Origin of the sequence: Polaromonas sp. OV174 (assembly GCF_900112285.1) — a bacterium.
Classification (GTDB): Bacteria; Pseudomonadota; Gammaproteobacteria; order Burkholderiales; family Burkholderiaceae_C; genus Polaromonas.
Genome location: NZ_FOKZ01000007.1, coordinates 19652 through 44954, shown reverse-complemented (window position 1 = coordinate 44954; position 25303 = coordinate 19652). Strand labels below are relative to the sequence as shown.

24 protein-coding genes are annotated in these 25303 nt (G+C 61.7%); 14 read left to right on the top strand and 10 right to left on the bottom strand.

Annotated features, from left to right (window positions below):
• Positions 1–151: 151 nt before the first annotated feature.
• Positions 152–787, bottom strand: coding sequence for a c-type cytochrome (locus BM160_RS08220; RefSeq protein ID WP_092003330.1), 636 nt, complete (start codon positions 785–787; stop codon positions 152–154).
• Positions 788–978: 191 nt separating this feature from the next.
• Here BM160_RS08220 and yihA point away from each other — a divergent pair, with 191 nt between their 5' ends.
• Positions 979–1692 carry a ribosome biogenesis GTP-binding protein YihA/YsxC gene (gene yihA / locus BM160_RS08215; RefSeq protein WP_092003682.1) on the top strand — a complete coding sequence of 238 codons (714 nt, stop codon included), beginning with the start codon at positions 979–981 and terminating at the stop codon, positions 1690–1692.
• 99 nt (positions 1693–1791) lie between these two features.
• On the opposite strand, the gene BM160_RS08210 is transcribed toward yihA, so the two are convergent.
• Both BM160_RS08210 and BM160_RS08205 read right to left on the bottom strand, forming a co-directional pair.
• A complete protein-coding gene (locus BM160_RS08210) occupies positions 1792–2688 on the bottom strand; it encodes a lysophospholipid acyltransferase family protein (protein WP_255368734.1) in 897 nt (298 codons plus the stop codon).
• The gene (locus tag BM160_RS08205; protein WP_092003327.1) at positions 2685–3560 is read right to left on the bottom strand and encodes a lysophospholipid acyltransferase family protein; all 876 of its coding nucleotides are present in this window, start codon (positions 3558–3560) and stop codon (positions 2685–2687) included. The genes BM160_RS08210 and BM160_RS08205 overlap by 4 nt, the downstream gene beginning before the upstream one ends.
• A gap of 167 nt (positions 3561–3727) precedes the next feature.
• On the opposite strand from BM160_RS08205, the gene metK reads away from it, so the two are divergent.
• Entirely contained in the window at positions 3728–4909 is a 1182-nt protein-coding gene (gene metK, locus BM160_RS08200; protein WP_092003324.1) for a methionine adenosyltransferase, read from the top strand.
• Between the two features lie 101 nt (positions 4910–5010).
• On the opposite strand, the gene BM160_RS08195 is transcribed toward metK, so the two are convergent.
• Positions 5011–5445: a universal stress protein gene (locus BM160_RS08195; protein WP_092003320.1), complete on the bottom strand. Its 435-nt coding sequence runs from the start codon at positions 5443–5445 to the stop codon at positions 5011–5013.
• A 226-nt stretch (positions 5446–5671) separates the two neighbouring features.
• Between BM160_RS08195 and BM160_RS08190 the strand changes: the two genes are divergently transcribed.
• On the top strand, positions 5672–5962 hold the full coding sequence (locus tag BM160_RS08190; protein ID WP_092003317.1) for a co-chaperone GroES: 291 nt from the start codon (positions 5672–5674) through the stop codon (positions 5960–5962).
• 49 nt (positions 5963–6011) lie between these two features.
• Positions 6012–7664 (top strand): chaperonin GroEL, encoded by a 1653-nt coding sequence (groL, locus tag BM160_RS08185; protein WP_092003314.1) that lies wholly within the window; start codon positions 6012–6014, stop codon positions 7662–7664.
• 140 nt (positions 7665–7804) lie between these two features.
• Here groL and pgi read toward each other — a convergent pair whose 3' ends face one another.
• Positions 7805–9382, bottom strand: coding sequence for a glucose-6-phosphate isomerase (gene pgi / locus BM160_RS08180; RefSeq protein WP_092003311.1), 1578 nt, complete (start codon positions 9380–9382; stop codon positions 7805–7807).
• Between the two features lie 9 nt (positions 9383–9391).
• Positions 9392–10339, bottom strand: a complete 948-nt coding sequence (gene tal / locus BM160_RS08175; RefSeq protein WP_092003309.1) for a transaldolase — start codon at positions 10337–10339, stop codon at positions 9392–9394.
• A gap of 150 nt (positions 10340–10489) precedes the next feature.
• On the opposite strand from tal, the gene zwf reads away from it, so the two are divergent.
• Together zwf and BM160_RS08165 are read left to right on the top strand one after the other, a co-directional pair.
• Positions 10490–11971 carry a glucose-6-phosphate dehydrogenase gene (gene zwf / locus BM160_RS08170; RefSeq protein WP_092003306.1) on the top strand — a complete coding sequence of 494 codons (1482 nt, stop codon included), beginning with the start codon at positions 10490–10492 and terminating at the stop codon, positions 11969–11971.
• A 264-nt stretch (positions 11972–12235) separates the two neighbouring features.
• Positions 12236–13081: a MurR/RpiR family transcriptional regulator gene (locus BM160_RS08165; protein WP_092003303.1), complete on the top strand. Its 846-nt coding sequence runs from the start codon at positions 12236–12238 to the stop codon at positions 13079–13081.
• A 114-nt stretch (positions 13082–13195) separates the two neighbouring features.
• On the opposite strand, the gene BM160_RS08160 is transcribed toward BM160_RS08165, so the two are convergent.
• From BM160_RS08160 to BM160_RS08150, 3 genes are all read right to left on the bottom strand, one after another.
• Positions 13196–14539: a M20 aminoacylase family protein gene (locus BM160_RS08160; RefSeq protein ID WP_255368732.1), complete on the bottom strand. Its 1344-nt coding sequence runs from the start codon at positions 14537–14539 to the stop codon at positions 13196–13198.
• Positions 14540–14603: 64 nt separating this feature from the next.
• Positions 14604–15410, bottom strand: a complete 807-nt coding sequence (locus BM160_RS08155) for a DUF3047 domain-containing protein (RefSeq protein ID WP_092003674.1) — start codon at positions 15408–15410, stop codon at positions 14604–14606.
• Between the two features lie 167 nt (positions 15411–15577).
• A complete protein-coding gene (locus BM160_RS08150; RefSeq protein ID WP_092003301.1) occupies positions 15578–16681 on the bottom strand; it encodes a porin in 1104 nt (367 codons plus the stop codon).
• 536 nt (positions 16682–17217) lie between these two features.
• On the opposite strand from BM160_RS08150, the gene BM160_RS08145 reads away from it, so the two are divergent.
• Positions 17218–18462: a porin gene (locus BM160_RS08145; RefSeq protein ID WP_092003299.1), complete on the top strand. Its 1245-nt coding sequence runs from the start codon at positions 17218–17220 to the stop codon at positions 18460–18462.
• A 104-nt stretch (positions 18463–18566) separates the two neighbouring features.
• On the top strand, positions 18567–19199 hold the full coding sequence (gene coq7 / locus BM160_RS08140) for a 2-polyprenyl-3-methyl-6-methoxy-1,4-benzoquinone monooxygenase (RefSeq protein WP_092003296.1): 633 nt from the start codon (positions 18567–18569) through the stop codon (positions 19197–19199).
• 87 nt (positions 19200–19286) lie between these two features.
• Here coq7 and BM160_RS08135 read toward each other — a convergent pair whose 3' ends face one another.
• Positions 19287–19745, bottom strand: coding sequence for an OsmC family protein (locus tag BM160_RS08135; RefSeq protein WP_092003293.1), 459 nt, complete (start codon positions 19743–19745; stop codon positions 19287–19289).
• 243 nt (positions 19746–19988) lie between these two features.
• Here BM160_RS08135 and ilvA point away from each other — a divergent pair, with 243 nt between their 5' ends.
• Genes ilvA through BM160_RS08105 form a run of 6 tightly spaced genes read left to right on the top strand, consistent with a single transcriptional unit; the run spans position 19989 to position 25290 of the window.
• Positions 19989–21611, top strand: coding sequence for a threonine ammonia-lyase, biosynthetic (gene ilvA / locus BM160_RS08130; RefSeq protein ID WP_092003291.1), 1623 nt, complete (start codon positions 19989–19991; stop codon positions 21609–21611).
• Positions 21612–21621: 10 nt separating this feature from the next.
• Positions 21622–21876 carry a cysteine-rich CWC family protein gene (locus BM160_RS08125; RefSeq protein ID WP_092003288.1) on the top strand — a complete coding sequence of 85 codons (255 nt, stop codon included), beginning with the start codon at positions 21622–21624 and terminating at the stop codon, positions 21874–21876.
• Positions 21839–22900, top strand: a complete 1062-nt coding sequence (cobT, locus tag BM160_RS08120; RefSeq protein ID WP_092003285.1) for a nicotinate-nucleotide--dimethylbenzimidazole phosphoribosyltransferase — start codon at positions 21839–21841, stop codon at positions 22898–22900. The genes BM160_RS08125 and cobT overlap by 38 nt, the downstream gene beginning before the upstream one ends.
• A 6-nt stretch (positions 22901–22906) precedes the next feature.
• A complete protein-coding gene (locus BM160_RS08115) occupies positions 22907–23752 on the top strand; it encodes an adenosylcobinamide-GDP ribazoletransferase (RefSeq protein ID WP_092003282.1) in 846 nt (281 codons plus the stop codon).
• A gap of 19 nt (positions 23753–23771) precedes the next feature.
• Entirely contained in the window at positions 23772–24326 is a 555-nt protein-coding gene (locus BM160_RS08110; RefSeq protein ID WP_092003280.1) for a histidine phosphatase family protein, read from the top strand.
• Positions 24327–24360: 34 nt separating this feature from the next.
• A complete protein-coding gene (locus BM160_RS08105; protein ID WP_092003277.1) occupies positions 24361–25290 on the top strand; it encodes a 5'-nucleotidase in 930 nt (309 codons plus the stop codon).
• Positions 25291–25303: the final 13 nt, after the last annotated feature.

Sequence of the window (25303 nt, the reverse complement as noted above, 5' to 3'; positions counted from 1 at the left end):
GGTGATGGTTGAAAGAAGTCGGGGGAAAAAGAAAAAGGCGGGCTTTCTTCAGAAAGACCCGCCTTGATGTGATTGCTTTTAGAGGCTTGGGTTCAATGCAGCAGATGATTTTCGCGAAAAAATGGTTTGCCACACTGGCAAACCCCGTGCTTCAGCGCAAGCCGGCAATGTAGTCGGCCACGGCCCGGATTTCACGGTCATTGAGCTTGGCTGCCACCTGGCTCATGGGCAGGCTGTTCTGGCGGCCGCCATCGCGGAAAGCGGTGATCTGCGCGGCGGTGTATTCGGCGTGCTGGCCGCTCAGGCGCGGATACTGCACAGGCATGCCGCTGCCGCTCGGGCTGTGGCAGCTGGCGCAGGCAGCAATCTGGCGATCCATCACGCCACCGCGGTAAATGCGCTCACCGAGTGCCACCAGTTCTTTGTCCTTGGCAAAACCGGCCTTGGCCTTTTTCGAGCTGGCCCAGTAAGCCACATTCTTCATGTCGTCATCGGACAGCGTCGCGGCAAAGCCTTGCATGATGGCGTTTTTACGCTTGCCGGATTTGAATTCCTGTAATTGCTTGAGCAGGTATTCGGGATGCTGCTGCGCCAGCTTGGGATAGGCCGGCGTCGTGGAATTGCTGTCGGCGCCGTGGCAGCTGGCGCAGTTGGCTGCAAACAGAGCCTCGCCCTTGACCAGGTCAGGCTTTGCGATTTTGGCCGGGGCGGCTTCACCGGCGGCAAATGACGACATGGTGGACATGGCCAGCATGGCGGCCAGTAGGGAAGTAGCGAACAGCTTCATATCGGGGCTTTTAATTAGTTGGCGCACAAAACTTGGAACTTTCTGATTTTACAATGGCTTGCAGACAGCCTGCGATAATTGAGGGCTTGCCGTGGCAGCCGGCCAATGGCCCACACCAGCACCGGGCGCTAGCCGCCCCCTTCCCGCACCGCGTGCACCCGCATGCCACAGACCTCCAGGGACCGCCCATCATGACCGCATCCACCGCTTTAGCTCCCTCCACACCCGATCCCAAAATTGCCATGGGCTGGCTGCACACGGCCAAATTCCTGACCACCGCCCCCGAGCTCAAGCACCTGCCACGGCTGGAAGTGCCAGAGATCGCTTTCGTGGGCCGTTCCAACGCCGGCAAATCCACCTGCATCAACACCCTAACGCAGCAGCACCGGCTGGCCTTTGCCTCGAAAACACCGGGCCGCACCCAAAGCATCAACCTGTTTTCACTCGGCAAACAGGGTGTGACCGACGCCGTTCTGACCGACTTGCCGGGCTATGGCTATGCCGCCGTGCCCAAGGAAGCCAAATACCGCTGGCAGCAGGTGATGGGCAACTACCTGCAGACGCGCGACAACCTCAAGGCCGTGGTGCTGCTGTGCGATCCGCGCCTGGGCCTGACCGAGCTGGATGAAATCCTGCTCGACGTGATCCGCCCGCGGGTGGAAGAAGGCCTGAAGTTTCTGGTGCTACTCACCAAGTCGGACAAGCTCAACAAGACCGATGCCGCCAAGGCGCTGCAAATCGTCAAGCTGCAAGCCGGCGGCGGCGATGTCAAACTGTTTTCCTCGCTGAAACGGCGCGGCGTTGAAGAAGTGGCCCAGCATCTGTGGAACTGGGCTCATCCGGTGGAAAAACCGGCCAAGGCGCCTAAAGCCGAGTCAGACAGCCCACCCGACGCCGCGGCCTGAGCCCGTCCGGGCTGGCGCTCGACGCCATTACTATCAATTTAGTAGCTGCCAGCGCCCGCCTCATATGCAAAAAATCCCTAAAAGTCTTAAGAAGCGGGATCAATACATAGACGGCATGTCGTCCGGCCGGGTCTTGAAGCGCTTGTGCACCCAGTAGTACTGGGCCGGCATGGTGGCGATGTAATCCTGCAGGCGGGCGTTCATGAGCGCCGTGTCGGCCACCAGGTCGTCGGTCGGAAAGTCGGTCCAGGCCGGCAGGACCTGTATCTCATAACCGCCGGCGGTAATGCGCGGCAGCAGCGGCACCACCTTGGCCCGGCCCAGCCGGGCAAAGCGCGACAGCGAAGGCACGGTCGCCGTCGGCAGGCCGTAAAACGGCACGAACACCGAGTCGTCGGGGCCAAAATCCATGTCTGGCAACAAATACAGAGGCTGCCCCTCGCGCAGCGCGCTCACTATGGGTTTGACGCCATCGATACGGCCAAACAGGCGCAAATGGCCAAAGCGCTGGCGGCCACGCAAAATCCACTGGTTCACCAGCTTGTTCGACTGGTCGGTGTAAATGGTGGTCGACTGACGCGGCACCGCCAGGGCGATGGCGGCCCAGGCCGCGTCAAGACCGACAAAATGCGGGCAAAAAACCACCGTCGCCTCGCTGCCCGCCAGTTCCTGCACCGCGCCGGTCAGCCGCACCCGCCGCTGCACCCAGGCCTGCGGTGCATGCCACAGCCAGGCACGGTCCAGCCAGGCTTGGGCGAAATAGACAAAGGTCTGTTGCGCCAGCCGGCGCCGCTCGGCCTCGGAGCGCTCGGGAAAACACAGGGCCAGATTGGTCTGCACCACGCGCCGGCGTGAGCCGACCAGCGCGTACAAGGCCCAGCCCAGCGCCGTGCCCAGGGCGCGTATCCAGGAAAATGGCAAAAAGGCCAAGGCCTGCATAAAGGCGATACCCGCCCGGCTGGGGAGTTCGGCGAACCACTGACTGACTATTTTCAAAGTGCTTCCTTGCGAGGTGTCTTGTAGCGCGCATAGCCCCACAAATATTGGCCGGGCTGACTGAGCACAATGGACTCGATCGCCTGGTTGATCAGCGTCACGACCTGCAGCAGGTCGGCACGCGGCTTGCCCGAAGCCTGGGCATCGTCCAGGCCGGCCAACGCCGGCCAGATTTTCAGTAGATAGCCCCGCCCGCAGGGCAGGCGCTCGCAACTCACGGGCAACAGGGTAGCGCCGCTTTGCAAGGCCAGCCGGGCCGCCAGAGTCATGGTGTAGGCCGGCCGGCCAAAAAACGGCGCCCAGACCCCCAGCCCTTCGGGCGGCACCTGATCGGTCAGCAAGGCCACCGCCTGATTGGCCTTCAGGCTTTTGTGCATCAGGCGGATGCCGCTCAGGCTGGCGGGCAGCACTCTCAGCAGGGGACGGTCGCGGGCCATGCGCTCCAGCCGGGCCAGCCAGGGCTGGCGCGCCGGCCGGTAAATGGCGGTAATGGGGCCATGCAGCGGGCCATACAATTCGGCCAGCGCCTGCGGCCCCAGCTCAAAACTGCCGCAATGAGGGCCGAAAAAAATCACCCCCCTGCCCTGCGCGAAAGCCTGCTCGGCATGTGTCTGACCCTCGACACTAACCTGCTCCAGGCAGGACTGAGAGGCCGGTCGCAGCCACAGCTTGGGCAGTTCGGCGACAAAGCGCCCGGCCTCGGCAATCGCTGGCCTGGCTCGCTCAAACGGCAGGCCGGCCTGCGCCACATGAGCCCGAAACTGGGCTCGGTAGCGCGGACTCAGGGCCCAGACCAGCCAGCCCAGCGCGCCACCCAGCGCATGCAAGGCGGCCAGCGGCCAAAGGGCGAAAAAACGGAATAACCAGAGCATGTAAGGGGTGTTTAAAAGCGAATCCGGCGAAAACCACGGTGTCTTATAATTGAAGCTGTCGCCGAGTTACTGAACAACTTGCAGGGCGACATTAAACCAAACTGCTAAAGCGTTCGCCAAAGCACCCCAGCTGGCAACGCGCCGACAAACTAAATGGAGTGTACGCAATGGCGAACGATTTTCTCTTTACTTCCGAATCCGTCTCCGAAGGCCATCCCGACAAGGTCGCCGACCAGATTTCCGATGCCATCCTCGATGCTATCTTCAAGCAGGACCCGCTCTCGCGCGTTGCCGCCGAAACCCTGACCAACACCGGTCTGGTCGTGCTGGCTGGTGAAATTACCACCAACGCGCATGTCGACTACATCCAGGTCGCACGCGACACCATCAAACGCATCGGTTACGACAACACCGAATACGGCATCGACTACAAGGGCTGCGCAGTCATGGTCTGCTACGACAAGCAGTCCAACGACATCGCCCAGGGCGTGGACCACGCATCCGACGACCACCTGAACACCGGTGCCGGCGACCAGGGCCTGATGTTCGGCTATGCCTGCGACGAAACGCCAGAGCTGATGCCCGCGCCCATTTATTACGCGCACCGCTTGGTCGAGCGCCAGGCCCAGTTGCGCAAGGACGGCCGCCTACCTTTCCTGCGCCCGGATGCCAAAAGCCAGGTCACCATGCGTTATGTCGACGGCAAGCCGCACAGCATTGACACCGTGGTGCTGTCGACCCAGCACAGCCCCGACCAGAGCGAAAACCAACACAAGATGAAGGCCTCGTTCATCGAAGCCATCATCGAGGAAATCATCAAGCCGGTGCTGCCCAAGGAGTGGCTCAAAGACACCAAATACCTGATCAACCCGACCGGCCGCTTCGTCATTGGCGGCCCGCAGGGTGACTGTGGCCTGACCGGCCGCAAGATCATCGTCGACACCTATGGCGGCGCCTGCCCGCACGGCGGCGGTGCCTTCAGCGGCAAGGATCCCAGCAAGGTGGACCGCTCTGCCGCCTATGCAGCGCGTTACGTTGCCAAAAACATCGTTGCGGCCGGCCTGGCCAAGCAGTGCCAAATTCAGGTCGCCTACGCGATTGGCGTGGCCCACCCCATGAACGTGACGGTGTACACCGAAGGCACGGGCGTGATCCCGGATGCGCAAATTGCGGCGCTGGTCAACGAATACTTCGACCTGCGCCCCAAAGGCATCATCCAGATGCTGGACCTGCTGCGCCCGATTTATGAAAAAACCGCCGCCTACGGTCATTTTGGCCGCGACGAACCCGAATTCACCTGGGAAAAAACAGACAAGGCCGCCGCGCTGCGCGCCGCCGTCGGACGCTAACCCACGCCTTCGGGCAACTCAAACAAAAAACCACCTTCGGGTGGTTTTTTGTTTATCAAAATAGACAGGCGCCCCTGAAAACGAAGCAAGTCTGGCTCCGCTCAGATGATGACCACCAGCACGCTACAGGGCGCGTGTTCAATCAGGCTGGCCGAAATGGACCCCCGCCACCAGCGCGCAGCCCAGCTATCCAGGTGCTTGTGCCCCACCACGATGAGGTCGGCTTCCATCTTGCTCGCGTACCGGGTAATTTCGTTGATGGTTTCACCGACCAGTACCTCGCCACGGGCCTGGTGGCCTGCGTCCGCCAGTCGGCGCACCCCTTCGTCGAGGGTAGCCTGATATTTCTCCCGCTCCTGCTCGACCAGGCCACCGCTATAGACGCCACTCTCAACCCCGATCAGCCCCATATTAAGTGGCATGACGGCTGCGAGAAACAGGGAGGAATGGCTCCACTGCGCAATATCACGGCAATCCAGCAAGGCTTTTTGCCCCGCCACAGAGCCGTCATAAGCCAACACAATGCGCTTGTACATATGGCACCTCCAGGTGAAAAAGAGACGCTAGACCAGCAAAACTCAGGATAAACCTCAGGTCGGCATTGTGCAACAGGCCTTGAAACCGTCACAAAACGCCCTTATCATTAGCACTCGATGATGTTGAGTGCTAACAAGCCTTCAATATCACCCGATGGCAAGCACTTGGCTCTCGGCCAGGTGCTTTTTGATTCCCAACACCATTGTTTTAAAACAAGGAGCTCTCATGAAACTTCGTCCTTTGCACGACCGCGTGATCGTCAAACGCGTGGAAAACGAAACCAAAACCGCCTCGGGCATCGTCATTCCTGACAGCGCCGCTGAAAAGCCTGATCAAGGTGAAGTGCTGGCTGTTGGCCCTGGCAAGAAAAACGACAAGGGCGAGATCAGCCCCGTGGGCGTGAAAGTCGGCGACCGCGTGTTGTTCGGCAAATACAGCGGCCAGACCGTCAAGGTCGGTGGCGACGAGCTGCTGGTCATGAAAGAAGAAGACCTCTTTGCAGTGGTCGAGAAGTAATTTCTCAGCGCTTTCAATCCCTCATTAACTGAATTCCGGAGAATTAAACATGGCAGCAAAAGACGTCATTTTCGGCGGCGAAGCCCGCGCACGCATGGTCGAGGGTGTCAACATCCTGGCCAACGCCGTCAAGGTTACCCTGGGCCCTAAAGGTCGTAACGTGGTGCTGGAGCGCTCTTTCGGCGCCCCTACCGTGACCAAGGACGGTGTTTCCGTCGCCAAGGAAATCGAACTCAAGGACAAGCTGCAGAACATGGGCGCGCAGATGGTCAAGGAAGTCGCTTCCAAGACCTCTGACAACGCTGGCGACGGCACCACCACCGCTACCGTGCTGGCTCAGGCCATCGTGCGCGAAGGCATGAAATACGTGGCCGCCGGCATGAACCCGATGGACCTGAAGCGCGGCATCGACAAGGCTGTTCTGGCCCTGACCGAAGAGCTGAAGAAGGCTTCCAAGCCCACCACCACCTCCAAGGAAATCGCTCAAGTTGGCTCCATTTCCGCCAACTCCGACGAATCCATCGGCAAGATCATTGCTGATGCCATGGACAAAGTGGGCAAAGAAGGCGTGATCACCGTGGAAGACGGCAAATCACTGCAAAACGAACTCGACGTCGTCGAAGGCATGCAGTTTGACCGCGGCTACCTCTCCCCTTACTTCATCAACAACCCTGAAAAGCAGTCCGCACTGCTGGACAACCCCTTCGTTCTGCTCTACGACAAGAAGGTCAGCAACATCCGTGACCTGCTGCCTACGCTGGAGCAAGTTGCCAAGGCTGGCCGTCCGCTGCTGATCATTGCTGAAGATGTCGAAGGCGAAGCCCTGGCAACGCTGGTGGTCAACACCCTGCGCGGCATCCTGAAAGTGGTGGCGGTCAAGGCTCCAGGCTTTGGCGATCGTCGCAAGGCCATGCTGGAAGACATCGCCGTGCTGACCGGCGGCAAGGTTATCGCCGAAGAAGTCGGCATGTCGCTGGAAAAAGTGACGCTGGCCGACCTCGGCCAAGCCAAGCGCATCGAAGTGGGCAAGGAAAACACCATCATCATCGACGGTGCCGGCCAAGCCGCTGACATCGAAGCCCGCGTCAAGCAGGTTCGTGTCCAGATCGAAGAAGCGACCAGCGACTACGACCGTGAAAAACTGCAAGAGCGCGTGGCCAAGCTGGCCGGCGGTGTTGCCGTGATCAAGGTTGGCGCTGCCACCGAAGTCGAAATGAAAGAGAAAAAAGCCCGCGTTGAAGACGCCCTGCACGCTACCCGCGCTGCTGTGGAAGAAGGCATCGTGGCTGGCGGCGGTGTGGCTCTGCTGCGCGCCAAGCAAACCGCTGGCGTCATCAAGGGCGACAACGCTGACCAAGACGCCGGCATCAAGCTGGTGCTCAAGGCCATCGAAGCGCCTCTGCGCGAAATCGTTTACAACGCAGGCGGCGAAGCCTCTGTGGTGGTCGCAGCTGTGATGGCTGGCAAGGGCAACTACGGCTTCAATGCGGCCAACGACACCTACGGCGACATGATCGAAATGGGTATTCTGGACCCCACGAAAGTGACCCGTACCGCGCTGCAAAACGCGGCTTCCGTGTCCTCGCTGATGCTGACGACCGAATGCATGGTGGCTGAGTCTGCAAAAGACGAAGCATCTGCCGGCGGCGGCATGCCTGGTGGCATGGGCGGCATGGGCGGCATGGGCGACATGGGTATGTAAACAAAAGCAGTGGGGACGGATGCCAGGCGCCGCAAGAGCACCTGGACGCAGACCCCACGCTTTTTGCGCTACCCAGACGCAAAAAGGCCCGCAGTGTGCAAACACTGCGGGCCTTTTTAATGGGTCTTTGGAGGCCGGTCTTAGGCCCGCAGACGCTGCAGCAAGCCGGACGTCGACGCATCCAGACCCGAGAGATCGCCACTTTGCAGGCGCGGCTCTATATCGCTGGCCAGCATCTTGCCCAACTCCACGCCCCACTGGTCAAAGCTGTTGATGCCCCAGATCGCACCGCTGACAAACACGCGGTGCTCCTGCAGGGCAATCAGCGCGCCCAGGCTGGCTGGCGTGAGCCGCTCCAGCAGCAGCACAGTGCTGGGCCGGTTGCCGGGGAAATGCCTGTGGCCGCCCACATCGTTTTTCCCTAGCATCAGCGCTTGCGCCTGGGCCAGCACATTGGCCAGCAGCTTGCTCTGGTGCTCCGGCAAGTGTTGCAGATGGGCGGCGGCCCGCTTGACCGCCACGAACTCCACCGGCACCACCGCCGTGCCCTGATGCAACAATTGGAAATAGGCGTGCTGGCCGTTGGTGCCGGGCTCGCCCCATAGCACCGGAGAGGTATCAAAAGGCAGGAGTTGACCGTCCATGTCCACACGCTTGCCATTGCTTTCCATTTCAAGCTGCTGCAAATACGCCGGCCAGCGGCGCAGGGCGCTGCTGTAGGGGGCAATGCTGCGGCTGCCAAAGCCATGGAAATTGCGGTACCAGACATCGAGCAGGCCCAGCCGTACCGGCAGATTGCGCTCCAGCGCCGCCGTGCGGAAATGCTCGTCCATGGCGTGGGCACCGGCCAACAGCTCACGAAAACCGGCTGCGCCTATGGCAATGGCAATCGGCAAACCGATGGCCGACCAGAGCGAATAACGCCCGCCGACCCAGTCCCAAAAGCCGAAGGTGGTGCCGATGCCAAACTCTTTCGCCGCCGCCACATTGGTGGTGAGCGCGGCGAAATGCCGGCCGATGTCCTGCCCGCCCTGCGCCTCGAACCAGCGTTTGGCCGAGTGCGCATTGATCATGGTCTCGGCGGTGGTGAAGGTCTTTGAGGCAATCAGGAACAGCGTGCTCTGCGGCTTCAAACCCTTGAGCACGTGCGTCAGCTCGTTTGCATCCACGTTGGAGACAAAGTGAAAGCGCTTGCCCGTGTTGGCAAACTCCTCCAGCGCCAGTACCGCCATCTGCGGTCCCAGGTCCGAGCCACCTATGCCGATGTTGACCACATCGGTAATCGACGCATCGTCACGCAGCCTCTCGGCGTAGCTCAGCATGGCGTCCAGCGTGGCATGCACCTGCGCCCGTTCATTTGCTATGTTATTAATAGCTGACTGCGCATGTCCCTCCTGGGCTAGAGGCGGATTTCTCAATAAAAAGTGCATGACCGCACGCTGCTCGGTGCGGTTGATTCGTTCGCCGGCGAACATGGCGTCGCGGCGCGACTCCAGCCCGCACTGCCGCGCCAGCGCCAGCAGCAGCGCCTGGCTGTCGTCATCGATCAGATTTTTGGACAGATCGGCAAAGACATGCGGTGCTTCCTGGCTGAAGCTGGCAAAGCGCTGCGGGTCGGCCGCAAAGGCCTGGCGCAGATCGAAATGTTTGCCCGAAGTTTCAAAACTAGCCTCTAAGGCCGCCCACGCTGGGGTCTGATCGCAACGCAATGCTTTCATGCGCAACCCTTACGCGGCCAACAGCAGATGCTCGAGCTTGACAGCGTCAGCGGCAAAAGCGCGTATGCCTTCGGCCAACTTGTCGGTGGCCATGGCGTCTTCGTTGAGCGCATAGCGAAAACCGGCTTCGTCATAATTCACCGCGGGCAATTCCAGCGCCACCGCGGCCTTGGGGTCGAGCGCGCGGGCCAGCGGCTCTTCGGAGGCGGCCAGTTGGGCCAGCAGCTCGGGGCTGATGGTCAAGAGGTCGCAACCGGCAAGCGCCTTGATCTGGCCGACATTGCGAAAACTCGCGCCCATGACTTCCGTGGCAATCCCAAAATGCTTGTAGTGGTTGTAAATCTGGCGCACCGACTGCACGCCGGGGTCGTTGGCGCCGGCCATGGCGGCCTCATCCCAGGCCGCACCGGCCGATTTTTTGTACCAGTCGTAAATACGCCCGACAAAGGGCGAAATCAGCTGCACCTTGGCTTGGCCGCAGGCCACCGCCTGGGCAAAGGAGAACAGCAGCGTGAGATTGGTGCGTATGCCGCGCCGCTCCAGCTTTTCGGCCGCCTGTATGCCTTCCCAAGTGGCGGCGACCTTGATCAGCACCCGCTCAAGAGGTATGCCCTCGGCCTGGTACAGCTCGGCGATGCGCTCGCCGCGCGCATAGCTGGCATGGGCGTCAAAGCTCAGGCGGGCGTCGACCTCGGTGGAGACGCGGCCCGGAATGATGGACAGGATTTCACAGCCAAAGCGCACCAGCAAGCGGTCCATGATCTCGTCCAGCGTCCGGCCCTTGAAGCGGCCCACCGTGTCCTTGAGCAGCGGCTGGTAATCGGCTTTTTGCACCGCCTTGAGGATTAACGAGGGGTTGGTTGTAGCGTCTTGCGGCTTGAACTGGGCCAACTGCTTGAAATCACCGCTGTCGGCGACTACGGTGGTGAACTGTTTCAGGGCGTCGAGTTGTGTCATGGCATCAGCGTCTGGTGTAGGCGCAAAGTTTGTCCAGGTTGTTCCGGGGGCATGGGACGGTGATTCACAAGGATCGCAACCCATGGCCGGCGCTTAGTTACCATTATGCCCATAGAATGTGAAACTTAATTACCAAGGCAAATTTTCACCATGAGTTTTGACCTCATCCTGTTTGGCGGCACGGGCGATCTGGCGTGGCGAAAAATCATGCCCGCCCTGTTCCAGGCCTTTCGCCATGGCTCGCTGCCCAGCGACGGCCGGATTGTGGGCGTGGCACGCGACGATCTGACTGACGAGCAGTACCGGGCACTCATCAAGTCCCGCTTTGACCAGGTTGAGCTGGCCAAGCGCCCCAGCGAAGAGGAGTTTTCGCGCTTTGCGGCCCTGCTCAGCTTTCTGCGCATGGACCTGGCCAACCCGGCCGACTACGCCAGTTTGGCCGCCAAGCTGCAGCAGCGGTCCGCCGATGTGGTGGTGATGTATGTGGCCACCGCGCCCACCCTCTTCACCACGGTCTGCGAGCAGATTGCCGCGGCCGGCCTGAACGGCCCGCAGACCCGGGTGGTGCTGGAAAAGCCGCTGGGCCACGACCTGGCCTCCAACCGCGCCATCAACAAGACGGTGCGCAGCGTGCTGACCGAGCAGCAGATCTTTCGCATCGATCACTACCTGGGCAAGCCCTCGGTGCAAAACCTGTTTGCCATGCGCTTTGGCAACGCGCTGTTTGAGCCGCTGTGGCGGCGCGAGCACATCGCCAACATCCAGATCACGATTGCCGAAGAATTGGGCGTGGAAAAACGCGGCGCCTTTTACGACAGCACCGGCGCGCTGCGCGACATGGTGCAAAACCATGCGCTGCAACTGCTTTGCGCCATCGGCATGGAGCCGCCCATCAACTCGCACGCTGACGCCATTCGCGACGAAAAGCTCAAGGTCTTGCGCTCGCTGAAAGCCTGGACGCCCGAAACCCTCAGCCAGCATGTGGTGCGCGGCCAATATGCCGCGGGCACCATGGCCGGCGAGGCGGTGCCCGCTTACCGCGACGAAAAAGGCGTGAACCCGGACAGCCGCACCGAAACCTTTGTCGCCCTGCGCACCGAGATCGCCAACTGGCGCTGGGCCGGCGTGCCGTTTTACATACGCACCGGCAAGCGCATGGCCGCCGCTGATGCGCATATTGAGGTCAACTTCCGGCCGGCACCGCATGCGATTTTCAAGGTGCCACTGAGCAGCCCCAACGTGGGCAACCGGCTGGTCATCAATCTACAGCCCAAGGACGGGCTGGAACTGCATTTGCTGGCGCAGGGCGCCGACCAGCGGCCCGGCAATGGGCCGGGCAAAAGCATACCCACCCTGGCGCCGGTTCAGCTGGACCTGGATTTTGACAAGCGCTTTGGCTCGGGACGCGTGGGCGCCTACGAGCGGCTGCTGCTGGATGTGATTGACGGGCGGCTCAACCTGTTTGTGCGCAGCGACGAACAGGAAGAAGCCTGGCGCTGGGTCGAGCCGATTCTGGACAGTTGGAACAGTGAGCCGACCAGGCCACGCCCCTATGCAGCGGGCACTTGGGGGCCGAGTGCCGCCAGTGCCATGATTGCCCGGGACAACTACTGCTGGAGCGAAGAATGTTAACCCCCACGCTTTTCGCTGCGCGTAATGCGCTGCCCCCTGAGGGGGCCGCTGCGCCTGCGGTCTGGCAAAGCCAGTCCCGCGGCCCCGGCTTGCAGCATCCATCCCCACGATGGCTTGCTGCGTGTGGTGCTCTGTACGTTGCAAGTCGCTGGTCTTCAACACCCCAGTCCGAGCCGCGGAACCGGCTTTGCCGGGCCGCAGGCGGGGCGGCCCCCTCAGGGGGCAGGGAGTTACACGCAGTGAACAACCGTGGGGGCCATTCCAATGCTTGACCGAATCAAAGCCTCCCTGCCCTCGCTGGCCCCGGCCGAGCAGCGGGTTGGCCGCCTGGTGCTGGTCGATCCGCGCGCCTTTGCCAACCTGCCCATCACCGAGCTGGCCAGCCGTTCGCATGTCAGCAAGCCCACCGTGGTGCGCTTTTGCCGCAGCATGGGCTATGACGGTCTGTCAGACTTCAAGCTCAAACTGGCGGGCAGCGTCAGCGAGGGCGTGCCCTTTATTCATCGCAGCGTGGACGCCGACGACAAGACCGGCGACGTGCTGGTCAAGGTCATAGACAACACTGTGGCGGCCTTCCTGAAATACCGCAACGACGCCAGCAGCAGCGCCCTCGAAAAAGCCGAGCAGGCGCTGCTGGCCACCTATCACAGCGGCAAGCGCATAGAGTTTTTCGGTGTTGGCAACTCCGGCATCGTGGCGCAGGATGCGCAGCACAAATTCTTCCGCCTGGGCATCACCAGCATTGCCTATAGCGACGGCCACATGCAGGTCATGAGCGCCTCGCTACTGGGGCCGGGCGACTGCGTGGTGGTGATTTCCAACTCCGGCCGCACGCGTGACCTGATGGATGCCTGCGACATTGCCCGCAAGAACGGCGCCACCGCCATCGTCATCACCGTCACCGGCTCACCGCTGGCTGCGGCCGGTCACATCCATCTGGCGGCCGACCACCCCGAAGGCTATGACCGCTACAGCCCCATGGTTTCGCGCCTGATGCACCTGATGATCATCGACATTCTGGCGACCTGCGTGGCGCTGCGCATAGGCGCCAAGCTGCAGCCACTGCTGCAGGAAATGAAAAACAATTTGCGCAACAAACGCTACGCCTGAGCGTCATCTTGTGGCCGGCGCCAGTTCTTGAAATTTTAATAAAAAGTGGCTGTAGCGCAATCACAGCAAGCGCAAGAAGCTACTTAATCAATAGCACTCAAGAAACTGCAGACTTCAGGGCAAGGGCAGTGAGCGCTCCACAATGCCGGCAAACAGAGCCGAGCCCAGCGGCAGCACGCTGTCGTTGAAGTCGTAGCAGCTGTTATGCAAAAAGCGGCTGCCAACACCGCCTATCAGGCCGCCCTGGCCGTCGGGCAACTGCTCCCCCTGCCCCAGCCGCAGATAGGCACCCGGCTTGACCTTGAGCATGAAGGAGAAGTCTTCAGAGCCCATGCTGGGCTCCAGATCGCGCACCACGTTTTCCGGGCCGACGAGTTGATCGGCCACGCTGGCGGCCAGCGTGTATTCGGCCGGCGAATTGATGGTGGCCGGGTAAATGCGCTCATAGGTCACCGTGGCGGTGGCACCAAAGCCCTGAGCCACCGCAGTGCACAGCTCACTCAGGCGCCGCTCCACAAAATCCTGCACCTCGGGCTTGAAGGTGCGCACAGTACCCACCAGGGTGGCGCTGCCGGGCACCACGCTCATGGCGCCGGGATCTCCCGCGTGCATGGCGCACAGGCTCACCACCGCGTTGTCCATGGCCTTCACATTGCGCGAGACTATGCTCTGCACCGCCGTGATGATGTGCGCCGCCACCAGCACCGGGTCTATCGTGAGGTAGGCATGAGCGCCGTGGCCGCCCTTGCCGGTAATCTCAATCGTGACGCGATCGGCCGCCGCCATCATGGGTCCGGGGTTGATGCCTATGGTGCCGGGCCGCATGGCCGGCCAGTTATGCATGGCGTAAATCGCCTGCACCGGGAAGCGCTCAAACAGCCCGTCCTTGATCATCGCATCGGCGCCGCCGCGCCCCTCTTCGGCGGGCTGGAACACCAGCACGGCATCGCCGGCAAAGGCCCGGGTTTCGGCCAGATAGCGGGCCGCGCCCACCAGCATGGTGGTGTGGCCGTCGTGACCGCAGCCATGCATCAGCCCAGGCTTGGCGGACTTCCAGCCAAACTCGTTGTGCTCCGTCATGGGCAGCGCATCCATGTCGGCACGCAAGCCCACCATGGGCCTAACGCCGGAGCCTGAGCTGCCGCCGTTTTGCTGGCCCTTGATGACCGCCACCACGCCGGTCTTGCCTATGCCCGTGTGCACCTCATCCACACCGCACAGCTTGAGCGCGTGGGCCACGCGGCTGGAGGTATAGACCTCTTCAAAGCCCAGCTCGGGGTGCGCGTGCAGATCACGGCGAAACGCCGTCAGCTCGGGATGGAATTGCGCGATCTGGGCAAAGGCACGGCCGCTGGCGCGCCACTGGGCAGGCCCCCTGCCGGCCTCGACAGACAAGGCATCGGCCCCATCAGCAGGAACAGACGATAAGTTTTTTTCAAAAAGGGCCGGAGTGCGCATGTCAGTTCAATTCCGAGTTCAGCAAGAGTCAAATACTAGCCCCGAAAGCTTGACACCGTAAGCCTCAGGGTTGGCTAGATACCACAGACTGTGTCGCCCCAGCCACGGGCTTGGCCAGCAAGGTCAGCGGACCATACCAGGCGGTACTGCGCTGCCGGGTGTTGTCGCTGTCCGTCATGATGCCTATGCCCACCAGTGCACCGGGTGCCTCGCCAAAAGCCTTTTCATAGTCAGCGCGAATATCGCGCTCGTAATCCAGCCAGCGGCCCAAGTGCTGCGGCCCCGATTCGAGCACCAGCTTGCGGATGCGATCGGTGCGCGGATTGATGATGAGGCTGCCAGGCTCGCGATGATTGCCCCAGACATACATCAGCGTGGCATAAGGCAGGGGCTCGCCCGTCAAGGCCTGCGCCAACTCCGACAGCATGGCATTTTTGGCAGAGAAACTCGACCGGTCGCCCTCAAACGCCAGTACCACCCGTACCGGAGAATCGCCGGAATCGCGTTGGCTCAAATCCGCGCCCTTGATGAGTTCAGGCACTTTCCAGGAAAACCGCAGCGCCCCCAAGTCGGCGGGCTCGACCCGCAAGCTCTGCCGCAGCATGCTGGCTGAATTGTCGGAAACACTTTGAATCGCCTGGCGGCCATCCAGCCGGGTGGCCCGGTAAAGCGTCGCCTGCTTGCCCGGAAACCTATGCTGCTGCCACGTGGCCGACGCCCCCTTGGCTGGCGCTGCCGCCAGCCACTCAATATCCTGATTCGCCGCTTCCTGGGGGGCCAGGCTGGAGCAGGCGCCGAGCAAGCCCAAGCACAGGGCCACCAACAAGTATTGCGGCCGTCTCACTGCATCAAAACCGGGTAAAAAACTCATGGTCACCAATAGCTGAGTAGGGAATGGCCTGACGAGCGCTGCGCTGCTTGGGCAGGGAGAAGGCCTACGCCGATGCGCAGCCCGCCTTCGTCATAAAAAAAGCCACCCCGGGTTACCCCGAGGTGGCTTAGATCCTGATTCAAAACTGGCGTTAAGCCAGCTTCAAATTAGAACGTGTGGCGCAGACCAGCACCGTAGGTCGTGGTACGACCGACGTTGCTGCCGACAGGAGCCAAAGCAGCCAGCTTGTCGTAGGTCTTGGAGCTTGCGGCACCTGCGTACAGGGTCGAACGCTTGCTCAAAGAGTACAGAGCTTGGATACCGTAGCCGGTGCTCTTGCCCAGATCGTCACCCTTGGACTGTGCGTAACCAGCGCTGATGGTGGTAGCGCCCAGGGGCACGGCCACGCTCAAGCTCCACTCTTTTTGTGCAGCCAAAGACTTGCCAACAGCGAAGTCCTTGAACTTGGCACGGTTGAAGCCAGCGCCGACCTTGGCAACGCCGAAGTCATACGCAACGCTCAACAGCGTGTTTTCCAGAGCAGGCTTGCCGCCCAGGGTGCCCACGGAGTTTTGTGCCGCTTCAGACTGGTAGCCGCCGGAAACCAGCAGAGGGCCGTTAGCGTACTTCAGGTTAGCCGACACGGTTTTGCTGGCGTTGTTAGCCTGGGTCTTGTCTTCGCCGAAAGCGTACATGACGCCAGCGCTGAAGCCGCTGAAGTTAGGGCTGGTGTACTTGACGCTGTTGTTGAAACGCGAGTTGTAACCAATCCAGGTCGTGTTGTGGCCGCCGATCAGCGAAGCAACACCGGTTGCATTGGCTGCAACGCCGTTGTTGGTGCCCGATGGATCAAAAATCGTAGCGCCCATCATGGTGTAATCAGCGCCGACGTCGTCGTACGAGCTGGTGTTACGACCGATTTCGAGCTTGCCGAAGCCGCTGGAGATACCAACGTTGGCACGACGGCCAAACAGGGCGCCCTGGCTGGAACCACCGGTGGAGAGGTCAAAACCGCTTTCAACGTTACCGATCACGGCCATGCCGCCACCGATGTCTTCGCTGACGCGCAGGCCCCAACGGGAACCATTCAGGCCGCCGGAGTCAATTTTGGTCTGGGTGATGTTTTGAACCACGCCGCCAGCACCGACGATGTTGGTTTTGTAGCTTTGGAAGTTAGCGTCGAGCAAACCGTACAGGGTCACGGTGGATTGAGCGTGAGCGGCACCAGCCATTGCGCCGAGAGCGGCCAAAGCGATAAGGGTCTTTTTCATTGAAAATTTCTCCAAGGTTAAACATAGGGCTCCGGCACGGGGACTTATTCCGACTTACGTCTTCTTGACTCCCCCAGAGTCCCGGGCCAACCCCCTTTCGGGAAGTTGGGTCTATTGCACCAGACCCAGCCCCGTTTCGCAAAAAAATCATGGAAAAACCGCCGCATTCGTTGCATGTGCACAACAATTCATATTTCACCGTGAAGCCTATACAACACAGCGCAAAGAATAGAGCTGAAGGCCTAATTAACACCATCTCGGCGAACCATGTGCTCATGACAGAGCACCGCGCATAGCGTAAAAGCCTGGCGCGACAGAGCGGAAAAGCGGCCGCCCAGCAGCATCAGCGTTCCCACGCTTCAGACTCAGGTCGTCGTAGTCAACGCAGGGTTTTCCCCTGTCGTCAAAGAGATACACCGGACAACACCACTCTTTACGGCTTGTGGTGTCACTACTAACCTTCAAGTCGTCGGGCCGGCCTTGCGTGCTTCAGGGTCGCCGCGCAACGCTCCCTAACTACAACTCCTGGAGATTCCATGAAAAAACTGACGCTTGTCGCCACTGCGGTGATGGGACTTTTGTCTGCTTCGGCCGCCATGGCGCAAAGCACCGTGACCGTTTATGGACTGCTTGACGCCGGCTTCAACCACGTCAGCGGCCTGAAAAATGGCTCTTTCAACGGTATTGCCAGCGGCATCATGGAAGGTTCGCGCTTCGGTCTGCGTGGTACCGAAGACCTGGGCGGTGGTTACAAGGCCATCTTTACACTGGAAAACCGTCTTGAGCTGGATACGGGATCCGTCACGAATCGCCCCAACTCGCCTATCGGTCAACTTCCAGACCGTGTTTCAGCGACTGTTTTGGCCAATTTACCCGGCGTCATTCCAGCACCCGTGGCGAACGGAACCGTCACCGCCATCAACAATGCCATTGGCGCCAACGCATTTGGCGTCAATCTTGCCGGCAATTTGTTTGATCGCCAGGCATTCGCCGGATTGATTACGCCAATTGGCGCCTTCACGCTGGGCCGCCAGTACACGCCAGCCTATCTGACCGGGGCCGCTTTCGACGCATCGCAAACTCAATCCAGCCTGGCTGCCGGCCAAGTTGCCAGCCTACCGGCTGCGTTTGACATCCGCCTGAGCAACACGCTGCAATACGGGATTCAAACCGGCGGCCTCACCGCCACCTTGATGTACGGCGCCGCAGAAACCAGCGCCAGCAACCCGACCGGCCGTTTCCTGGGCGGTATGGCCATGTACAAGGGCAACGGCTTTTCCGTCGGCTTTGGTCACAACGAGAAGAAAAACGAAAATGGCCAAAAATCCCTGACCAACAACGTCTTGGGCGCCACCATCGACCTCGGACCAGGCACTGTGTATGGTCATTACGCCACCATCAAAGACGACAACCCCACCGGCCTGACGCCATTTTTTGTTACCGCTGGACCGGTGTTCCAAAACGCCTACAACATAGCGTTTCGTCAGGATGCCAAGCTGATGCATATCGGCTACAGAGTGACGACGGGACCGCACACCATTGTGGTGGCCTTCAACCGACTGGATGACAAACGCCCGGTCAACGCCGACACCGACTCCTACGGTGCAACCTACACCTACGCGCTGTCCAAGCGCACCAACCTGAACGCCGTGCTGACACGCTTCAACAACAAGGGCACCGGCCAGGCTGCCCCAGGCGGCAACGGCTTTCTGGGCGGCGTGACTTCTGCGGCTGGCGTGGGCTCCACCAACCTGGCCTTGGGCATTCGCCACTCCTTCTAAAACCCGGTTCCGGCCTGACGCCCGGACACGGCCAGCGACCAAGCCCCCCTTTCGGGGGCTTTTTTGTGGCCGCCGACTTTTCAAGAGGGCGCTAACATTGGCCCATGACACCAGCCCTTGATACCGCCCTGAACGCTGCCGACGGCGCGCTGCGTACCTTGTTTGCCAAACCCCGCGCCAGCCGACCCTGCCCCACCCTACCCAGCCAAAGTACCGAGCTGAACACACAGGACAAGGCCTTGTCCGGCGCGCTGATGCGGGTCAACCATGTCGGCGAGGTCTGCGCACAGGCGCTGTACGCGGCGCAGGCGCTGGGTACGCGCGACCCGCTGCTGCGCCAGCATTTTCTGCAAGCCAGCCGCGAAGAAGGCGATCACCTGGCCTGGACCAAGGACAGGCTGGACGAACTGGGGGCGCGGCCTTCACTGCTCAATCCGCTGTGGTACGCCGGCGCCTTCGGTCTGGGCTTGCTGGCCAGCCGGCTGGGGGGCGACCGCCTGAGCCTGGGTTTCGTGGTGGAAACCGAACGCCAGGTTGAAGCCCACCTGGCCAGCCACCTGGAACGCCTGCCCGAAGGCGATCACGAGTCGCGCGCCATCGTGGCGCAAATGAAGGACGACGAAGCGGCGCATGCCCGCGAGGCGGAGGGTGCCGGCGCACTGCCACTGCCGGCGCCGGTCAAGGCGCTGATGCGTTCGGCGGCCAGGGTCATGACCGGCACCGCGCACTACATCTGAAACCGCTGCCAGGTTTAAGGTCCGCCATTGCTACTATTTAAATAGCTGGCAGCGCCCGTCAGACGGGCGCCAGAGGCCAAAACAGCTTCAAACTTCGATGAGTTCGAAGCTGGTGGTGATGTCTGCCGTCTTGGCCAGCATGATGGTGGCCGAGCAATATTTGTCGTGGCTCATGGCAATGGCGCGCTCCACAGCACTGGCCGTCAGGCCGTGCCCGGTGACCACGAAGTGCATGTGAATCTTGGTGAACACCTTGGGCTCGGTGCTCGCCCTTTCAGAGCTGAGCTTGACCGAGCAGCCGCGCACATCGTGGCGTCCGCGCTTGAGAATCAACACCACGTCATAAGCGGTGCAGCCACCAGTGCCCGCCAGCACGGTTTCCATGGGACGCGGTGCCAGATTCGCGCCGCCGTTTTCCGGCTTGTCGGCATCGGGCGCGCCATCCATCACCAGGGTGTGGCCACTGCCGGTTTCAGCCAGAAAAGTCATGCCGGAGCTCGACCCGGTGGCGGCCTTGTTCCCTGTCCAGCTCACTGTGCATTCCATTACCGTCACTCCTTATGCAAAATATTCATGGTTAAAAGTCGGAAAACGTGACATTTTCGCTGCACACATATGCTGCGGCGCAACATCACTCCTCTATAATTACACCATCGCATCAATACTGATTTTTCGTATTTTTGCACTGGTTGTCTCCTCCACCTCCTCAAAGGGTGGATTTACAGGCCCAGACCGCAAGGTCTGGGCCTTTTTTCTTGCCCGCTATGATGTCCGGCTGCGAGAAAAAACATGCCATCCAAGACAAAACCTTCTGCCAGCCCCTCATCTTCCTCCGCCAAGCCGGCCGGGAAACCCGCTCCCAAGAAGCTCACACCCGCTGACTACCTGAAAAAAATCCTGACGGCACGCGTCTACGACGTGGCCGTGGAGTCGGCGCTGGAGCCGGCAAAAAACCTGGGCCAGCGCCTGAACAACACGGTGCTGCTCAAGCGCGAAGACCAGCAGCCGGTGTTCAGCTTCAAGCTGCGCGGCGCCTACAACAAGATGGCGCACCTGAGCCCGGCGCAACTTAAGAAGGGCGTGATTTGCGCCTCGGCCGGCAACCACGCCCAGGGCGTGGCCATGAGCGCACAAAAACTGGGCACGCGTGCCGTGGTGGTCATGCCCACCACCACGCCGCAGCTCAAGATAGACGCCGTCAAAGGCTGGGGCGCCGAGGTCGTGCTGCACGGCGACAGCTACTCGGACGCCTATGCGCATTCCGTACAGCTGGAGAAAAAACGCGGCCTGACCTTTGTCCACCCCTTTGACGACCCGGACGTGATTGCCGGCCAGGGCACGATTGCCATGGAAATCCTGCGCCAGCTGCAAACCCTGGGTTCCAACCGGCTCGATGCGGTATTTGTCGCCATAGGCGGCGGCGGGCTGATTTCCGGCGTGGCCAATTACATCAAGGCGGTAAGACCCGAGGTCAAGGTCATAGGCGTACAGATGAACGATTCCGACGCCATGATGCAGTCGGTGAGCGCGAAAAAACGCGTTGCCCTCAACGACGTGGGCCTGTTCTCGGACGGCACGGCGGTCAAGCTGGTGGGCGAGGAAACCTTCCGCATCAGCCGTGACCTGGTGGACGACTTCATCACCGTCGATACCGACGCCGTCTGCGCCGCCATCAAGGATGTGTTCGTCGACACCCGCAGCATTGTCGAGCCGGCCGGCGCGCTGGCCGTGGCCGCCATCAAGCAATACGTCGCCACGCACAAGACCAAGGGCGAAACCTATGCCGCGATCTTGTGCGGCGCCAACATGAACTTCGACCGCCTGCGCTTTGTCGCCGAGCGCGCCGAAGTGGGCGAGGAGCGCGAAGCGCTGTTCGCGGTGACGATTCCTGAGGAACGCGGCAGCTTCCGGCGCTTTTGCGAGGTGATTGGCGAGTTGCCCGGCGGCCCGCGCAGCGTCACCGAGTTCAATTACCGCATCAATGACGCGGCCCAAGCTCATGTGTTTGTCGGCCTGACCACCTCGGCCAGGGGCGAAAGCACCCGGATTGCGGCCAATTTTTCACGCCACGGCTTCAAGGCGCTGGACCTCACGCACGACGAACTGGCCAAGGAACATATCCGCCACATGGTGGGCGGCCACAGCGCGCTGTCCAAAGATGAGCGCCTGCTGCGCTTTGTCTTTCCCGAGCGTCCCGGCGCGCTGATGAAGTTTTTGTCCAGCATGCGGCCAGGCTGGAACATCTCGCTGTTTCACTACCGCAACCAGGGCGCCGACTACGGCCGGATTCTGGTCGGCCTGCAAGTGCCCAAGGCCGACAACAAGGCCTTCAAGGCCTTTCTGGACACTCTGGGCTACCCCCACGTGGAAGAAACCGACAATCCGGTGTACCGGCTGTTTCTGAAAAGCTAAAGCCATCGTCATGACCTCGCCAGCGCCCACCCTGCCCAACACCTCGGTCTGCCCGCGTTGCGGCGCCGGCCTGCGCTGCGGCATGGTGGCGGGCGACGCCGAATGCTGGTGCATGCAACTGCCGCATGTGATGCCGGTGCCGGAAGCCCGCAAGCCGCCCGCGCCAAGCCAGGACGGCGCGGCAGCCGCCTCCTGCTATTGCCCCGCCTGCCTGAAACAAATCACCGATGAACGAAAAAACGCCCTTTCGCCTGCCCCCGATTGAGCCCACCAACGATGCCGCGCTGGCGGCCAGGCTGCAGCACAAGATAGACCACAAAACCAAACCGCTGGGCGCGCTGGGGGCGCTGGAAGACCTGGCGCTGCAGCTGGGCCTGATCCAGCGCAGCGAATCGCCTGCGCTGCATGCGCCGCAAATGCTGGTGTTCGCCGCCGACCACGGCATTGCCGCCGAAGGCGTGTCGGCCTACCCGCAGGCCGTGACGGTGCAAATGGTGGCCAACATGCTGGCCGGCGGCGCCGCCATCAATGTGTTTTCCCGCCAGCACGGCTTTGCGCTGCAGGTGGTGGACGCCGGCGTGGCGGCCGAGTTGCCGGCGCATCCGCAGCTGCTGCCGCGCAAGATCGCCTACGGCACCAAAAACCTCTGCCATGAAGCGGCCATGTCGCGCTCCGAGGCCGAGGCGGCGCTGAGCGCCGGCATGGCGGTGGTGCAGGCCCTGCCGGGCAATGTGCTGGCCCTGGGCGAGATGGGCATTGCCAACACCTCGGCGGCGGCGCTGCTGCTGGCGCGGCTGGCCGGCACGCGCATCGAAGACGCGACCGGACGCGGCACCGGGCTGAGCGACCCGCAGCTGCTGCACAAGCAGGGCGTGCTCAAACTGGCCCTGGCGCGCCACCCCGCCAGCCAGCCGCTGGATGTGCTGGCCGAACTGGCGGCCCTGGGCGGCTTTGAAATCGCCATGATGGCGGGCGCCATGCTGCAGGCGGCCAGCCAGCGCCGCGTCGTGCTGGTCGACGGCTTCATCGCCGGCGCCGCCGCGCTGGTCGCCCACGCCCTGGTGCCGGCCGTGCGCGACTACCTGGTGTTTTGCCACCGCTCCGCCGAAACCGGCCATCGCCTGCTGCTGGCGCAGCTGCAGGCCAAGCCGCTGCTGGAACTTGATTTGCGCCTGGGCGAAGGCACGGGGGCGCTGCTGGCCTGGCCGCTGCTGCAGTCGGCCGCCAACTTCCTCAACCAGATGGCCAGCTTCGAATCCGCCGGCATCAGCGCCAAAGCCGGCGAATAACCCCCCATGACGTCGATCAGCCAGTTCCTGCGTCAATATCTGCTGGCCGTTCAGTTCTTCACCCGCATCCCCATCACCGGACGGCTGGCCGACTGGGTCGGCTACAGCCCCGAGCTGCTGCGCGCCAGCGCCGGCCACTTTCCCGGCGTCGGTGTGGTGGTGGGCACGGTGGCGGCGGCGGTTTATACGCTGCTGCAAGCCCTGCTGCCCGACAGCACCTTCACGCCGCTGGTGGCCGCCGCGCTCTCCACTGTCGCCACGGTGCTGCTGACCGGCGGCTTTCATGAAGACGGCCTGGCCGACGTGGCCGATGGCCTGGGCGGCAGCTACCAGCGCGAGCGTGCGCTGGACATCATGAAGGACTCGCGCGTGGGGGCCTTTGGCGCCATGGCGCTGGTGCTGGTGCTGCTCTGTAAAACCGCGCTGCTGGCCTTGCTGGGCACGGTGGAAGGCACACCGGTCGCCGGGGATGCATCACCCTTTGACGGCTGGTATGTCTGCGCCGCGCTGTGGATAGGCCATGTCGTTTCGCGCGGTCTGCCGCTGCTGATGATTCGCCTGCTGCCGCATGTGGGCGACACCGCCAGCTCCAAATCCAAGCCGCTGGCCGACCAGATTTCGCTGGCCAGCTTGTTGGTTGCTTTTTCATGGTGTTTTTCGGCCCTAGCCCTTGCCAGCCTTGCGCTGGACGCTATGAATTTATTAGTGGCCTGCAGTTTTGCCGGGCTGGCGCTGCTGTGGATGTTGCGCTTTTTCACGCGCCGCTTGCAAGGCTTTACCGGCGATTGCCTGGGCGCCACGCAGCAGGTTTGCGAAATCGCTTTTTACCTGGGTCTGGCCGTTAGTTTGTGACAACACAAACCCAACGCTCATGAAACTCTGGCTGGTCCGTCACGCTCAGCCCTTGATTGCAGCGGGTATTTGCTACGGCCAACTCGATGTAGCGGCCGACGCCGGCGCGACCGCCGCCTGCGCCCTGCAACTCGCCGCGCAGCTCCCCCACGGCCTCCATGTGGTCAGCTCTCCGCTACAAAGATGTGAGCAGCTTGCGCAGGCGCTGCAAGGGCTAAGGCCAGATTTGACTTATAAAACCGACGCCCGCCTGCGAGAAATGGATTTTGGCCGCTGGGAAGGCCTGGCCTGGCAGGCGATTGCACAGTCCGAGCTGCAAGCCTGGACCGATGACTTTGCGCACTACGCCGTGGGCCGGCATGGCGAAAGTGTCAGCGCCTTCATGGCCCGCATCGCCTGGGCCTTCGATGCGCTGCCTGCGACTGGCGACACCTTGTGGATCACCCACGCCGGCGTGATGCGGGCAGTGCAACTGCTGAGCCGCGGCCAGCGCCACATCGCCAGTGCCGCGCAGTGGCCGCTGGAGGCGCCGAAATATGGACAATGGCAGACAGTGGATTTGCCAATCGGCTAACCCGCACATTACAGACCAAGGTCAAAGCATTCCTATGGCAGCAAATCTCGATGGTCAGCTTGTGGTGGCGATCTCCTCGCGCGCCCTGTTCGATTTTGAAGAGGAAAACCGCGTCTATGAAGCCGCGCAGGCGCAAGCCCCGGCACAAGGCAGCCACCCGGACGACGCCTACATGAAGCTGCAACTGGAGCGGCTGGATCTGCCGGCCAAGCCCGGCGTGGCCTTTTCGCTGATCAAGAAGCTGCTGGCCTTCAACACCGATGTGAAGCGGGTGGAAGTCGTGATGCTGTCGCGCAACGACCCGGTGTCCGGCCTGCGGGTTTTTCGCTCGGCCGATGTCAACAAGCTCAAGCTCGAGCGCGGCGTGTTCACCAAGGGCAGAGCGCCCTACAACTACCTGCGCGCCCTGCAGGCCAATCTATTCCTGTCGGCCAACCCCGAAGACGTGCGCTCTGCGCTGGTGGCCGGCTTTGCCGCCGCCACCGTCGCCACGCACTCTGTCCACGCCAGGAACAGCTATCCCAACGAGGTGCGCATTGCCTTTGACGGCGACGCCGTGCTGTTCTCCGACCAGGCCGAGCGAGTGTTCCAACGCGACGGCCTGGACGCCTTTCAAAAGCATGAGCGCAAGCTGGCGGCCAAGCCGCTGCCGCCCGGCCCCTTCATGCCGCTGCTCAAGGCGCTGCACCGGCTGCAGCAAGAGGGCACGCCGCAAATGCGCATACGCACCGCGCTGGTCACGGCCCGCAGCGCCCCGGCGCACGAGCGCGCCATACGCACCTTGATGGACTGGAACATCGAGGTCGATGAAGCCATGTTTCTGGGCGGCCTGCCCAAGGGCGAATTCCTGAAGGAGTTCGAACCCGATTTTTTCTTTGACGACCAGACCGGCCACGTCGATTCGGCCGCCCAGCATGTGCCGTCCGGCCATGTGGCCAGCGGCGTTGCCAATCCGCAGCACTGATTTCATAACAACA